The 14,915-nt window shown below is 26.0% G+C and carries 13 protein-coding genes, 1 pseudogene and 1 riboswitch; of the genes and pseudogenes, 11 read left to right on the top strand and 3 right to left on the bottom strand.

Annotated features, from left to right (window positions below):
* The first annotated feature begins 51 nt into the window (after positions 1 to 51).
* Positions 52 to 204 carry an IS3 family transposase gene (locus AAHM85_RS03820; RefSeq protein ID WP_342261051.1) on the top strand — a complete coding sequence of 51 codons (153 nt, stop codon included), beginning with the start codon at positions 52 to 54 and terminating at the stop codon, positions 202 to 204.
* Here AAHM85_RS03820 and AAHM85_RS03815 read toward each other — a convergent pair.
* Together AAHM85_RS03815 and AAHM85_RS03810 are read right to left on the bottom strand one after the other, a co-directional pair.
* The gene (locus AAHM85_RS03815) at positions 197 to 703 is read right to left on the bottom strand and encodes a hypothetical protein (protein WP_342261050.1); all 507 of its coding nucleotides are present in this window, start codon (positions 701 to 703) and stop codon (positions 197 to 199) included. The genes AAHM85_RS03820 and AAHM85_RS03815 overlap by 8 nt on opposite strands.
* A 164-nt stretch (positions 704 to 867) precedes the next feature.
* Positions 868 to 1,658: pseudogene (locus tag AAHM85_RS03810) on the bottom strand (IS5 family transposase).
* A 92-nt stretch (positions 1,659 to 1,750) separates the two neighbouring features.
* Here AAHM85_RS03810 and AAHM85_RS03805 point away from each other — a divergent pair.
* The 6 genes from AAHM85_RS03805 to AAHM85_RS03780 all read left to right on the top strand — a co-directional run bounded on the left by AAHM85_RS03805 (position 1,751) and on the right by AAHM85_RS03780 (position 9,667).
* Positions 1,751 to 2,062, top strand: a complete 312-nt coding sequence (locus tag AAHM85_RS03805) for a hypothetical protein (RefSeq protein WP_342261049.1) — start codon at positions 1,751 to 1,753, stop codon at positions 2,060 to 2,062.
* Positions 2,063 to 2,126: 64 nt separating this feature from the next.
* Positions 2,127 to 3,485, top strand: a complete 1,359-nt coding sequence (locus AAHM85_RS03800; protein WP_342261048.1) for a BMP family ABC transporter substrate-binding protein — start codon at positions 2,127 to 2,129, stop codon at positions 3,483 to 3,485.
* 318 nt (positions 3,486 to 3,803) lie between these two features.
* Entirely contained in the window at positions 3,804 to 5,111 is a 1,308-nt protein-coding gene (locus AAHM85_RS03795; RefSeq protein WP_342261047.1) for a BMP family ABC transporter substrate-binding protein, read from the top strand.
* Positions 5,112 to 5,128: 17 nt separating this feature from the next.
* Positions 5,129 to 6,709, top strand: coding sequence for an ABC transporter ATP-binding protein (locus AAHM85_RS03790; RefSeq protein ID WP_342261046.1), 1,581 nt, complete (start codon positions 5,129 to 5,131; stop codon positions 6,707 to 6,709).
* The gene (locus AAHM85_RS03785; protein WP_342261045.1) at positions 6,702 to 8,747 is read left to right on the top strand and encodes an ABC transporter permease subunit; all 2,046 of its coding nucleotides are present in this window, start codon (positions 6,702 to 6,704) and stop codon (positions 8,745 to 8,747) included. The genes AAHM85_RS03790 and AAHM85_RS03785 overlap by 8 nt, the downstream gene beginning before the upstream one ends.
* A complete protein-coding gene (locus AAHM85_RS03780; RefSeq protein ID WP_342261044.1) occupies positions 8,747 to 9,667 on the top strand; it encodes an ABC transporter permease in 921 nt (306 codons plus the stop codon). The genes AAHM85_RS03785 and AAHM85_RS03780 overlap by 1 nt, the downstream gene beginning before the upstream one ends.
* A gap of 188 nt (positions 9,668 to 9,855) precedes the next feature.
* Here AAHM85_RS03780 and AAHM85_RS03775 read toward each other — a convergent pair whose 3' ends face one another.
* Positions 9,856 to 10,611 carry an IS1595 family transposase gene (locus AAHM85_RS03775; RefSeq protein ID WP_342261043.1) on the bottom strand — a complete coding sequence of 252 codons (756 nt, stop codon included), beginning with the start codon at positions 10,609 to 10,611 and terminating at the stop codon, positions 9,856 to 9,858.
* A gap of 256 nt (positions 10,612 to 10,867) precedes the next feature.
* Here AAHM85_RS03775 and AAHM85_RS03770 point away from each other — a divergent pair, with 256 nt between their 5' ends.
* The 4 genes from AAHM85_RS03770 (at position 10,868) to nrdF (ending at position 14,913) form a co-directional block, all read left to right on the top strand.
* Positions 10,868 to 11,695 (top strand): purine-nucleoside phosphorylase, encoded by an 828-nt coding sequence (locus AAHM85_RS03770; RefSeq protein ID WP_342261042.1) that lies wholly within the window; start codon positions 10,868 to 10,870, stop codon positions 11,693 to 11,695.
* Positions 11,670 to 12,608 carry a tRNA (adenosine(37)-N6)-threonylcarbamoyltransferase complex transferase subunit TsaD gene (gene tsaD, locus AAHM85_RS03765; protein WP_342261041.1) on the top strand — a complete coding sequence of 313 codons (939 nt, stop codon included), beginning with the start codon at positions 11,670 to 11,672 and terminating at the stop codon, positions 12,606 to 12,608. Before AAHM85_RS03770 ends, tsaD begins: the two co-directional genes overlap by 26 nt.
* Positions 12,609 to 12,618: 10 nt before the next feature.
* Positions 12,619 to 13,212: a dephospho-CoA kinase gene (coaE, locus tag AAHM85_RS03760; protein WP_342261040.1), complete on the top strand. Its 594-nt coding sequence runs from the start codon at positions 12,619 to 12,621 to the stop codon at positions 13,210 to 13,212.
* Between the two features lie 358 nt (positions 13,213 to 13,570).
* Positions 13,571 to 13,736: riboswitch (cobalamin riboswitch) on the top strand.
* Positions 13,737 to 13,893: 157 nt separating this feature from the next.
* Positions 13,894 to 14,913 carry a class 1b ribonucleoside-diphosphate reductase subunit beta gene (gene nrdF / locus AAHM85_RS03755; RefSeq protein ID WP_342261039.1) on the top strand — a complete coding sequence of 340 codons (1,020 nt, stop codon included), beginning with the start codon at positions 13,894 to 13,896 and terminating at the stop codon, positions 14,911 to 14,913.
* Positions 14,914 to 14,915: the final 2 nt, after the last annotated feature.

The raw sequence follows: 14,915 nt of genomic DNA, 5'->3' as shown, positions 1-14,915 counted from the left end.
TATTGTTATTTGTCTACATAATTAGTGTCCAATAAATTGTAGCCGATCCAGATGTTTGGTAGCACTTTTGAAAGTATGGAAAGTTTTAATAAAATATTAGAAAAATTTATTAGATATTGAAACAATGATAGAATAGTTATTAGATTGAAAATGCCTCCAAATCAATTTGTACAGATTTGAAGACAAGAAAGTAAACTTATCTAACCAATGCCCTTCATGGTAATTCTAAATTTGTTAATGTATAATGCATTAATTGTCGATGTATGCTAATAATTAAAACGTTAAATATTGTTACAATAAATAAAATTCATCAATGATCGTTTAAAGTATTAAAATAATCAAGTTTGCTTTTAAAAACGGCAGTTTCAACTAACATAAATAATGCATTTAAAATGAAAAAAATTAATCAACCAAAACTAAATAGAATAATTAGATAACGATAAAATTTAGTTTGAAAAGTACTACCTTTGACTTTAATTTGATAAACTGTTTCATAAGTATAATGATTAATAGAAAAAGCAAACAAAATTAATAGAATTAAACTATTTATGCCAACTATTAATAAAATATTAATTATTTTTTCGCTAGTAGTATTTATTAAAATTGCACCTATTATTATAAATATAATTTGAACAATTAATCACAAAATGCTAACATAAAAAAAACTTTTTTTTGTTCAGTATTTAATTAATTCATTTTCCATTTTATATCACCATATTAATTTTAGTATATTTTATACAAATATAGAATAAAATTTATCTTTTTATAATTTTTCATAACATAATAAGTTTGGGAATAACTAAAATTAGAGAGGGAAATAAAATGACAATTGAAGTAGAAATTAGGCGTATACGTCTAAGAACCTGTTTAGAATCTTTTTAATAAAATTGAAATAAAGGAAAGAACAACCATTTGTAAACTAGTATTTAATTTTCTTTCACAATTTTTTCATAATCTTCTACATTTTTCTAATCAAGCAAAACTTCGCTCTACAACTCATCTTTTTGGTAATACTACAAAAAGAATGTAATTCATTACGTTTTACAACTTCAACATTCGCATTTATAATTGTTTTGATTGCAGAAGCAAATTTTTCACCAGTATAACCAGCATCTACTATTATTTTTTGAACTGTAGAAAGATTTTCTTTTTCATTTTGAATCATTATTATAGCACTATTACGATCTGTTTTTTTTGCTGTAGTTAGGTAAATTGCATGTGGTAAACCTTGAGAATCAACAGCAATATGACGTTTTATTCCTGAAATCTTTTTACCAGCATCATAACCTTTGTTTTTAGTAGTATCTGTATTTTTAACACTTTGTGAATAAATTATACAAAAACTGGTTTTTTCTTTTCGATGATTATTGATAGGAACTTTTCTAACTAATTTTTTATAAAATTAATTGTCATATGATAGGTTCTTTACCATTATTTTTACTTCAAATTTGAAAATAATAATATACAGTTTGTCATTTTGGAAAATTTTTTGGTAACATTCTTCATTGACAACCACTTTTTAATACATATAAAACTGCACAAAATACTTCATATAAATCTAAATTTCTTGGTTTTGTTTTCTTTTTGACATTTTCTAAAATTAATCTTATGTTCTCAAATTGTTCTTTAGTGACATGACTTGGATAATTTTTATGCATATATACCTCTTATTTTAAAATATATAGTAATTTTACCTTATTCTCTAAAAGATTCTAAACAGGTTCTAAGACTTGGTTGAACACAAGCATATTTGGGGAAATTAGTAGGTGTTCGTCAAGCAACAATTAGTAGAATTGAGAGTAATGCTAAAAATTCTTCATGAGGAATAATTCATAAAATTCTTTTAGCATTATTAGTAGATATGAATGATATAAAAGGTTTTACGCATGATTTTGTATTAAAAGAAAATGATTTTGAACTATTTATTAAACTGTTAATCGCTAATTCACAATTAAAAACTAATATTTTATATAATACCGTTCATTGTGCACGAATTATTATTGATGCATATAATAGAGGAATTATTAATTTTGATGAAAAATATGGTAAAAATAAAGTATAAAAAAATTGTAAATAAATATTAATATTTTTACTGTAGTACATTTTTTTATTTATAGGAGAAATTTATGAATTATTTTTTAAAATTATTAATTATTACTTTGTTAATAAATAGTTCATCAGTAGGATTAATTGGATGTAGTATTCCTAGTATTGGTGATGTTTGAATAATTACTGATGGTGGTGATTTATTTGACAAAGCTTTTAATCAGCAAGTATTGGAAGGTTCAAAAGAATTTACTAAAACATTTAATGATAATCGTATTATGATTAGTGATTTACCGGGTAATGAAGTTTGAAAAAATAAAAAAATGAAAACGCGTTGAATTATTTCACGAGATAGTACCGTTTCAACTTTACAAAATAATTATAATTTAGCAACATTTGCTGGAGCTAAAACAATTATTGTTGTTGGGTTTAATCATCTTGCTGCATTAACACCAGCTATTCAAAATCAATATAAAAAGTTAGGTGTTCGTTTTATTTTAGTTGATGCTAAATTAGAAAAACCAGTTGATGTAGCGTGTTTAAGTTATTCAGCAGAACAATCAGGGTTTTTATCAGGATTAGCAGGAGCAATATGATTAGCTGCTAATCATGAAACATATGATGATAATGGTTTAAAAATGTCAACTTTTGGTGGGTTACCAGCTGATACTATTGTTAGTTATATGATGGGTTATTATTGAGGTGTGTATTATTTTACTAAATATCGTAATAGCAATGATAATTTATTGGAAATGACTAATGCCATTAGAATTAAAGAGGGTAAGGAAAAAATTGAAAAATGAACTAATAAATTTGATATTCATTTTGATAAAATTGCTAAACAATTTACAGGTAGTTTTGAATCAGGTACAAAATCATCAAAAGCGATAACTTCACAATTAATTGATGGATATAAAGATGATATTGTAATGCCTGTTGCAGGAGCACAAACAATTGATTTAGTATCAGCTGTTAAAAACTCTAGTACTAATAGCAAAGCAAAAATTATTGGTGTCGATGTTGATCAAAGTGTTCAATATAGTTATGCTAAAGATATTTTTATTACATCAGCTTTAAAAGGAATTCATAAGTCAGTTAATACTTGATTATGACATTCTTTTAATTTAGATTATAATGAGGATGATCAGCAATCGGTCATTAAACCTATTAATGGTGAACAATACTTTGATGGCAGCATACGACAACCAGCATTAGATGGTCAGCAATATCTTGGAATTGCTGATAATGTTTCTATTAGTGCTATTTATAATAAGTTAATTATTGATAGTAATGATTATTGACTTTTAGCACAAAAAGTAACTGATGCTTATAATAAATTAGTTGCTGATTTAGCTAATGATTCTACTCGTGATAAGTGAGAAAATGCTTGAAAAAAATATGTTGATGAAAATGTTGAAAAGTATAAACCACAGTTTTAATAAAACTTTACTATATATTTTAAAAAATTTATAATTATTCTTGAATTTTTAAAGAATAAGTTTTATTATCTTATATAATGGTACTTTTGCCATTAAAAGGAGAAACTAGTGTTTAGAGTTAATTGTGAAAATAAGAAAATAATTAATATTAAATACATATATAGTGTATTTTTTAATAGTAAGTTATTCCCAACCATTTATTTTCAAAATTTATTTATACACAGTTTTATTTTATTTTGAATAATTGAATTAAGAAAGCAATGTTTTTGCTTTTTTTTATATTTTTTTTATATATGATTGTAGGAGGAATATAATAGTATGCGTAAAATTTTTACTGCATTTAGTTCAATATCATTGTCGATAATAATGGTATTACCAATTATTGCTTGCAATAGTCAGTTTAATAATCCAAATATTTATCGAATAACTGTTGTAACTGATGGACATACTATTAATGATGCTTCTTTTAACGAATCATCATATAATGCTGCCCTCAAGTTTAAACAAGAGTTTAATGATTGAACACATAGTGATTATGTTGATCCTCAATATAAAAATAAAAAAGTTGAGGTTTCTTGAGATAATCCCCAATTAATTAATACCGATGATTTAATGACATCATATAATAAAGCTGTTTTCATAAATAGTAAAGTAATTATTGCTTCAGGATTTTTACATCATAATGCTTTAGTTAAAGCACAAAATACTATTTTAAAACATAAAGTTAAATTTATTTTTATTGATGGTGATACACCAAATAAAGAAGTACCAAAATCTAATAAACAATTGGCTGGTTTACTTTATAAAGCAGAGCAATCAGGCTTTTTAGCCGGATTGGCAGGGGCAATATGGTTAACTGCTCATGCCAATCAATATGGTGGACTTGATAATTTAAAAATGTCAACCTATGGTGGACTTGATATTCCAGCAGTTACTAATTATATGTATGGTTATTATTGAGCTATACAGTTTTTTAATAATAAATCTAAAAATAAAGAAGCTGAAGAAAAATTAATATCATGAGTTAAAATTTTAAATTCAGATTTTAAAGAACCATTACCAAATATTAAATTTATAACTTCAGGTACTCAATTTAGTGGTGATTTTACTCAAGGTTCAAAAGGTTCACAAGCAATTAATGATGATCTTGCTCGACAAAAAACTAATATTATTTTTCCAGTAGCAGGACCACAAACCGAAGATACTTTATCATCATTAAAAAAATCTGGTCAAGGTAAAATTATTGGTGTTGATACAGATCAGCAACTTCAATATCCACAATCTGCAGATAGGTTTATTACTTCTGCAGAAAAAGATTTAATTAGTTCAATTAAACTTATGCTCTGAAAATCAGTTGGTAAAACTAATCAAAATCCAGAGCATCCAACCGATCTAACTGCCGATCAAACATTTATTGATGATGCACCATACAGAGGTGGGCCTAATTTTACTGGAATAGCACCAAATAAAGCAATTAAAGATGGTGATAAAGATATTTACACACCATTAATGACAGAAACTACTAATTGATTAGATAAAATTTCTGCTGGATGACAAAAAGTACTGAATTTAAAAGATGATTATTGAATTAATGGTATTAAAAAAGAATATGATCCATTTAAATAATTAAGAGGGGTGATAAAATGCGAGTAAATATTGAAAAACAGAGTTTACAATATGCTGTTGAAATGGAAGGTATTACTAAAGTTTTTTTAGATACTATTATTGCTAACAATAATATTTCTATTAAAATTAAAAAAGGAGAAATTCATGCTTTGGTTGGCGAGAATGGTGCAGGTAAATCGACACTAATGTCAATTTTATTTGGACTATATCAACCAACAAAAGGTATTATTAAAATTAATGGTAAAGAGGTAGTAATATCAGGACCAATTAGAGCAGGTGAATTAGGTATTGGAATGGTACATCAACATTTTAAATTAGTTAATAACTTCACTATTTTGCAAAATATTATTTTAGGTAGTGAACCAGTTCATAAATGACAGTGAATTAATTATAAAAAAGCTAAATCTAAGATTTTAGAAATTTCAAAAAAATATAAATTAGACATTAAACTTAATTTAAAAATTGAGAATGCTAGTGTTGGTATGCAACAACGTGTTGAAATTTTAAAAGTTCTTTATCGTGGTGCTAGTATTATTGTATTTGATGAACCAACCGCAGTTTTAACACCACAAGAAATTACTAGTTTATTAGCAATTATTGAAGAACTTAGACGTGATGGTAAAACTATTATTTTTATTAGTCATAAATTAGAAGAGGTTAAACAAGTTGCTAATAATGTTACAGTAATTCGTTTAGGTAAAGTTATTGAAACGTTTGAATCTAAGAGTAAAACTAAAGAAGAAATTGCTACTTTGATGGTTGGTAGAGATTTAGTTGATATTAGAAATCAAGGTAATGTTGTATTAGGGCCAGTATTATTAAAAATTGATAATTTATTTGTTCATAAAATTGGTAATAGGAAATCAATAATGGGGCTTTCTGATTTTAGTTTAGAAGTTAAGTCAGGAGAAATTGTGGCTATTGTCGGTATTGAAGGTAATGGTCAAACTGAATTAATTTCGGCAATTACTGGTTTAATTAAGCCAGAAAAAGGTGACATTTTTTTTGGTAATAAGAATATGAAACATAGTTCAATTCAAAGTTTATATAAAAGTGGTTTAAGTCATATTCCTGAAGATCGTCATAAATATGGACTTGTTTTAGATTATAATGTTATTGATAATATGGTTTTACAAAATATTAGCGAATATCCTTTTTCTAAGCATGGTTTGATTCGTAGTAAAGCTATTCAATCTTATGCACAAAATATTATTAATAATTATGATGTTCGTGGTAGTAAAAGTGGTTTTGCTTTAGTTCGAGGTTTGTCAGGTGGTAATCAACAAAAAGCGGTTGTTGGTAGAGAATTAACAAGAAAACATAAAATTTTAGTTGTTGCTCAGCCAACACGTGGCTTGGATATTGGTGCTATTGAATATATTCATAGTCGTATTCTTGATGAAAAAAATGAAGGTAATGCAGTATTATTAATTTCTTATGAATTATCAGAAGTTATGTCATTAGCAGATCGAATTGTTGTTTTACATGCTGGTAAAATTACTGGTAATGTTAGTGCTAAAAATGTTACTCGTGAACATTTGGGATTAATGATGGCGGGACAAAAAATGTTAATGGAAGGAAATGAAGATAATGTTTAAACAAAAAACATGATTTTTAAAACGACGAAGTCGTTTATATCTTGGTTCAAAAGAAATGAATAGTAGTCTTACTAAATTTAAGGGTTCACTTTTTGCCATTATTTTTGGATTAATTATTGCTTGTTTTGTTATAATTGGTTCAGGTCAAAATGCTTTTACTTATTTTCAGTTGTTATTAACATATGCTTTTACAAGTTGACCAGCTAATAATTGAGATAATACTTTAGTTTGATGAGCAATTTATATTGTAGCAGGATTAGCACTAGTTATTTCTTTCCGTTCAGGAATGTTTAATATTGGAGTTGCGGGTCAAATGTTAGCAGCAGGAGCTGTTGTTATTGCAATTGGTGTCCGTTATGACTTATCACAACCATTAGCTATAATTACCGCACTTTTTGCTGGAGTATTAGCAGCAATATTGGTGGCGTTGGTAACAGTGTTATTAAAAGTTTTTTTTAATGTTCATGAGGTTGTTACTTCTATTTTATTAAATTGAACAATTTGATATTTAGTAAAATGACTATTTAAAATCAATAAAGATTTATATGATGCTGATCACGGAACATCAGCAACTATTCATGATAGTATGAGTATGAGTATTAATGGTTATAATTGTATACTACCATTATTAATTTCCATTATTTTAATAATAACAGTTTGATTCTTATTGAAAAAAACAACTTTAGGTTATAAAATTCGAACAGTAGGTTTAAATTCATTTGCTGCGGTTTATAGTGGTATTAATCATAAACATTATTCTATAACATCATTTGTTATTTCAGGAGCATTAGCAGGAGTGATGGCTGTTATTTATTATATTGCCAAAAATCCTTCAATTAGTTTTTTAAGTGATGATTTACCAACTATTGGTTTTGATAGTATAGCTGTTGCCTTAGTTGGTCAAATTAATCCAATAGGTGTTGTGGGTTCTGCTTTTCTTTGAGGTTTAATTAAGAGTGGTGGTTCAATTGGTTCAGTATTAACATTACCAACAGCAACTGGTGATATTATTTTTGGTGTTATTATTTATTCAGCTGCTTGTGCGGTTTTATTATCTCGCTTACAGCCAATTAAATTTTTAATTCGTTATTTAAATATAGCCTTTAATGGAGAAAAACGAAAAGTTACAAACAGTTTTATTGGTAAGATGTACTATCATTTTATTGAAAATTTTAAAATAAAGAGAGAATATAATAAGTTAAAATCAGATTTAATTAAAGAAAAAAATAATAAAATTAATCAATTAAAGAGAGAATATAATAAAGCATTATCAGATTATGAGTCAAAAGTTAAAAATTTAAAACAAAATCTTTCGCAAGAAATTAATAAAGTTAATAGTGATATCAACTTACAGTTACAAGCAGTTATTAATAATAAAAATGATAAAGTTGGTGTTAATTGAGCACAATTTTTCCAAGAAAATAAAGCTTTAAATCATTATATATATAAACAATATAATGCAATTTGAAAAAAAGGTAAAATTGGTAATTGAAATAATTTTCAACAAGAAATAAAAACGATTTATGGTGAAAGTTTAAATATGTATATTAATGAAAAAATGAAATATGAAAATAATATTTATAATTATAAGCAAGATTTAATTCGAGAAATAGCACTATTAAAAAAACAAAAAGCAATATTAGATAAGTCAAGAGTAAAAGACTTAAAATTAAATCTTTATCGAGAAATTAATAAATTGAAACAAGAATTAAGTGATGAATTAGAATCATTAAAAAATCAAACAGTTAAAACTGATGATAAAAAAATAAAAAAACAATTAATTTTAGCAAAACATCAACTTCAAACTAATTATAAAAATAATATTAAAGAGTTAATTAAAAATAATAAAATTGATAAACAGCAATTAAAAAGTCAAATTATCCCAATTAATAGTAATATTAATATATTAACTAAACAATTTACTAAAAAAGCGGAAATTGAAAAGACAACTTTTATTAATAAATTTACTGATATATTTAAAAATGAACAACAAGCAATTATGAAAATAAAAACTGAAAGAACAGGAGGAAAAAGTTAATGGAAGCACTCAAAATAATTCTTGAACATTCTAGTTTAATTTTTGTTGTTTTAGTACTTGGTTCATTATCTGGATTAATTTCAGAACGTGCTGGTGTTGTTAATATTGGTATTGAAGGAATGATGACAATTGGTGCTCTTGCTTTTTCTTCATTTGGGAAAAATATAGGTGTTAACTGAGGTAATTGATCACAAATTATTGCTTTATTAGTAGCTGGATTAGTGGGAATGGGATTTGCTTGTTTCCATGCTTTTGCATCAGTTACTTTAAAATCTGATCAAATTATTTCTGGTGTTGCAATTAATATTTTAGCAGCAGCAATTGCAGTTTTTGTTGTTCAGTTACCAGGGAATAATGGTTTTATTTCATTAACAAATATTTATCAATTACCAAAAATTGGTAATAATGAATTTTTTAATTTATATTTATTTTTAGCAATTATAGTTTTAGTAAGTATTGCTATTATTTTAAAATATACTAAATGAGGATTACATCATGTTGCGACTGGCGAAAATCCCAATGCAGTTGATGCTGCAGGAATTAATGTTATTAAACAACGATATGTTGCTGTATTATTATCTGGTTTTTTAGCAGGAATTGCTGGTGGTATTTTTCCAATGTATGCTAGTCAAACTTTTCGTGGGACAGTTAGTGGAAATGGTTTTATTGCTTTAGCTATTTTAATTTTTGGACAATGAAGGGTACCGTTGATTACAATTGGTGCTGCCTTATTTGCTATTGTTGAAACAACAGGTGCTAGAATTACGTTTTTACCAAATATTCCTCAATGAATATCAAGTAATTCTGATATATGGAATATATTACCTTTTGTAACATCTTTATTAGTTTTAGTGTTTACATCAAAATGAAGTAAAACACCAAAAGCATTGGGTGTTGCTTTCAATAAATCTAAACGATAAAATTAATTATTGATAATTTTAATGATGAATTAATTTTGAAATTAAATTTTACTTTTTTAGTAATATTTTCCAAGATTTAATTAAATATTTATTAATATTTAAAACGCTTTTCTCCCTTTATGTACTATTTTTTAATTTTATCACATAAATGCTGAGAAAAGCGTATCTACGGACTTCTCCCCACATTTTTAAATTAAACACAGCATTACAATTTCAAAACTAGGTATCTTGTTGAATTTATATGCAGCTTCTTTGGCATATAAATAAACATGATGTTTTGCAGCTTTGATATGTGTTTTAAATGTTCTTCTTATATGTTTTCAAACTGATTCAATTTGATTGGTATTTACACCAGTTTTTGAAACATAACCAACTTGTTGGTTAACTGTTTTATGTTTTGGGAAAACCAATTTGAAATCGCAATATCCTTTTCAATCATCAGTATATACATGACATTTTGAAGAAATGTGGCTTCTTGCAAAATTCAAAAGACTTTTACTCTTTGCATTTTTCAATATTTTCACAATTAAATTATTAGTTGTTTTTTCATAAATGCCAACAATCAATGTTTTATTTTTCAAGGATCTTCCTTGTTTTTTAAAAGCCATATGTGAAAGATACATTTCATCAATTTGCACTGTGCCTTCAACAATAAATTGAGGTTCTTGTTTTGCAATACGTGTTCTAATTTTATGACCCATTCTCCATGCTGTTTTTAAGGTCACTCCCAATTTTTTTGAAACATTAGTTGATGGAATTCCATGTTTGGTGTTTATTCATCTAAAGATGAGGTAAAATCATGATCTTAAAGATGTTTGTGACCTTGAAGATATGGTACCCGTGAGAATACTAAATGTTTGATTACATTTCAAACATCTTATTCTTTTTAAATCAGAAGTATTCAAATTAAAACTAGAACACCTAATACATTTGTTTTCTTTCAAATTTGCTATATATGCAAGACATTACTGTTCAGTTTGAAAAGCATTGTTGAACTCATTCAGTTTCATTGTTCCCTCCACAAGTACATGTGGGGAGAAGTCCGTAGATACGCTTTTCTCAGCATTTATGTGATAAAATTTAAAAATAGTACATAAAGGGAGAAAAGCGATAAAAAATTAGTCATTAAAAATATTAATGTTGTTACTAAATTAACAATATATTATAATAACTATTATTATTTTAAAAAAAGGAGAATATATGGATAATAAAGAAAAAATTCCAACAGCTCATATTAAAGCTGCTCGTGATCAAATTGCAAAAGTAGTAATTATGCCAGGTGATCCATTACGTGCTCAATTTATTGCTTCTAATTTTTTACAAGATTGAAAACAAGTAAATAATGTTCGTAATATGCTAATGTTTACTGGAAAATATAAAGGATATAATATTACTATTGCTGCTAGTGGTATGGGTATGCCTTCAATTGGTATATATTCATATGAGTTATTTAAATTTTATGATGTTGACTGTATTATTCGTGTTGGTAGTGCTGGTTCATATCAAAAGGATATTAAAGTTTATGATATTATTAATACTACTAAAGCATATAGTGAATCTACTTTTGCTAAATATGCTGCTAATATTGATGAAAATCAAATTGAATCCGTTGGTAATATTAGCAAAATTATTAATAAAGTGGCACAAAAAATTGATAATGAATTTGATCTGCAAAAAAATAAAAATTCTTCGTATATAGTAAGTGAAAAAATAAGTTTAAAATCAGGTTTAATTCATTCAAGTGATGTATTTTATCGTATTAATGATAATGATTATAAAACTAATCCTTTAATTAGCAAATGCTTAGCAGTAGAAATGGAATCTTTTGCTTTATTTGCTAATGCAAAACATTTAGAAAAAAATGCGGCTTGTTTATTAACAATTTCTGATTCTTTTATTACCGGTGAATCAATTTCAGCAATATTACGCGAAACTAGTTTTAAAAAAATGATGATTTTAGTCTTAGAATCAGCAGTTGCTTATTATAAAGAAGAGGATATTGATGATAATCTTAGCAATAGAAACTAGTTGTGATGAAACTAGTGTTGCTGTTATTAAAGATAAAAATGTTTTAAGTAATATTATTGCTTCACAAATTAAGCTTCATCAACAATATGGTGGTATTGTTCCAGAATTAGCAGCACGAGCTCATAGTGAAAATATTGCTACTGTCTTACAAACAGCAATTGAAAAATCTAAAATTTCAATTATGGATATTGATTTTGTTGCTTATACTAATACTCCTGGTCTTGCTAGTTGTTTACACGTAGGTAAAATTATAGCAGAAACTATTGCTGCTTATTTAGAAAAGCCATTGCTTCCATGTAATCATTTGTATGGACATTTGTATGCTTCTTTAATTGATAATGAATGAGAATTTCCAGTACTTGGTTTATTAGTTAGTGGTGGTCATACACAGTTGATGTTGGCAAATGAACATTTAAATTTCAGTATACTTGGTCAAACATTAGATGATGCTGTTGGCGAATGTTATGATAAAGTTGCAAGAATGTTAGGTTTAAAATATCCGGGTGGTCCTGAAATTGAACGAAGTGCTAAATTGGGAAAGCCAACTTATAAATTACCATTACCTAAAAATGATAATAGTTTAGATTTTAGTTTTAGTGGTTTAAAATCAGCCTGTGCTAATTTGATAAATAAAGAAAAAGGTAAGTTACAATTTAATAATTTTGCAAGTTCTTTTCAAACAACAGTTATTCAAGTGTTAATTAATAAAATTGAATTAGCATTAAAAAAACGTAATCCAAAAACTTTAGTTTTAGCAGGAGGAGTTAGTGCTAATCAGCAATTAAGACTGGCAGTATTAAATTTAAAGATTAAATATCCAAATTTAAAAATAATTGTTCCAAAATTAGAATATTGTACTGATAATGCAGCAATGATTGGTATTCTTGCAAGTTATCAAATTGAACATAAGTAAGGGTGAACTCATGATTATTGGTATTATTGGTGAAGCGGGAGTAGGCAAGACAACTGCTACAAATTTTTTTCAAAATAAAGGTGCTTATGTTATTTTTGTTGATAAAGTTGTTAAGCATATTTATACACTAAAAGAAACAAAAAAAGCATTAATTAATGAATTTGGTGATTCTTTTATTAATAATGATAAAACAATTAATAAAATAAAATTACGGTATGAGGCATTTCAACACCCTTATATTTTACGTAAATTAGAAAATATTATTTGACCAAAAATGATAAAAATTGTTGAAGAAGATATTATTCGTAATAAAACACACCAAGAATTAATTGTTATTGATTGTGCAGTATTATTTAATGCAAATTTAAATTTATTAGTTGATAAAATTCTTTTAATTGAAGCTGAGGAAGATAAAAAAATCCAACGAATAAAAGAACGTGATAATGTTAATGATTTACAAGTTATTTCACTATTAAATCAACAAAAAAAATATTTAATTTTAAATAAAGATATTGATTTTATTGTTAAAAATAACGGTACTATTAATGATTTTATTAAACAATTACAAAAAGTTGAAAAAAAGTTATTGACAAATAAAGTATAAAGATTAATGTTTTTTTACTTTAAAAAACGGAATTTTACGTTTATTGGCAATAACTTATATACATTATTATTTCTGAAAACTATAATTAGATATTAGTAAAATAAAATCTAATTAAAGGTGATTGAAAATGAATATTTTAGACATAATAAATAAATTTCCAAACCAAGAATCTTGTATAAAATTCCGTTAAAAAATAACAGTAAAGAATATATTTAATTATTTTTGTATATTAAAATGAAAATTTTCATAATAAAAATTTTAAGAATAATTTTAAAATAGTTGAGGTTAAAAAAATACATAGTAATGTATTTATAAATTACCAAAATTGTTTTTCTTGTAGTAGAATATTTATACAACTAAATAACAAGGAACTTTAGATGTTCGGGAAAAAGATGAGAATTCTTTGCTGCCCCAGCAACTGTGATGTTGATGAACGTTACAAAACCATTGAAGATAAAACTTTGAGAAGGGTAACAAGTAAAATGAAGCTAAGCCAGTAGACCGGTCTAATTTTTTAAGTAGTATTATATTCCTGGGTGTGAATTAATGATTATTTTTAAAAATTACTTTTATTTTTTAATATTTGTAATTTTAATAAAGTAATTTTTAATAATGACAACATCCTTTGTATAATATAGGGGATGTTTTTAGTTGTGTAATTAAGTAGAGGGGTAATAATAAATGGCAAAAGATAACAAATATTTTCAACAATCACAGTCACCATTAGAGTATATTATGAAAAATTTTAATGGAAAAATGCGTTCTGTAAATTGAAATGTAATGAATGATGAAAAAGATTTAGAGGTTTGAAATCGTATTACTCAAAATTTTTGGTTACCAGAAAAAATTCCTGTATCTAATGATTTGACTTCTTGAAAAACGTTAAATCGAAAATGACAAGAGTTGATAACAAGAACATTTACAGGTTTAACTTTATTAGATACAATTCAGGCAACAGTTGGTGATATTGCACAAATACCTAATTCTTTAACTGATCATGAACAAGTTATTTACACAAATTTTGCTTTTATGGTAGCAGTTCATGCTCGATCATATGGAACAATTTTTTCAACTTTATGTTCTAGTGAACAGATTGAATCTGCTCATGAATGAGTAATTAATAATGAAAGTTTACAAGCCAGAGCACGTGCGCTAATTCCTTATTATACAAGTGATGATCCTTTAAAATCCAAAGTAGCTGCCGCTTTAATGCCGGGTTTTTTATTATACGGTGGTTTTTATTTACCATTTTATTTATCTGCTCGTAGTAAATTACCTAATACTTCAGATATTATTAGATTAATTTTACGTGATAAAGTTATTCATAATTATTATAGTGGCTATAAATATCAAAGAAAAGTTGAAAAGTTGCCAAAAGAAAAACAAGAAGAAATGAAAAAATTTGTATTTGATTTATTGTTTAAATTAATTGATTTAGAAAAACAATATTTGACAGAATTATATCAAGAATTTAATTTAGCTGAAGACGCTATTAAGTTCAGTTTATATAATGCTGGTAAGTTTTTGCAAAATTTAGGATATGATTCACCTTTTAGTGAAGAACAAACAAGAATTAAGCCGGAAATTTTTAATCAATTATCAGCTCGAGCTGATGAAAATCATGATTTCTTTTCAGGTAATGGTTCATCGTATGTAATGGGTATTACTGTAGAAACGCAAGATGAAGATTGAGAATTTTAATT

Source organism: Spiroplasma endosymbiont of Notiophilus biguttatus (assembly GCF_964030985.1).
Taxonomy (GTDB): Bacteria; Bacillota_I; Bacilli_A; order Mycoplasmatales; family VBWQ01; genus Spiroplasma_E; species Spiroplasma_E ixodetis_A.
The sequence above is the reverse complement of the archived record's forward strand: the minus strand, read 5'-3'. Positions and strand labels throughout refer to the sequence as shown.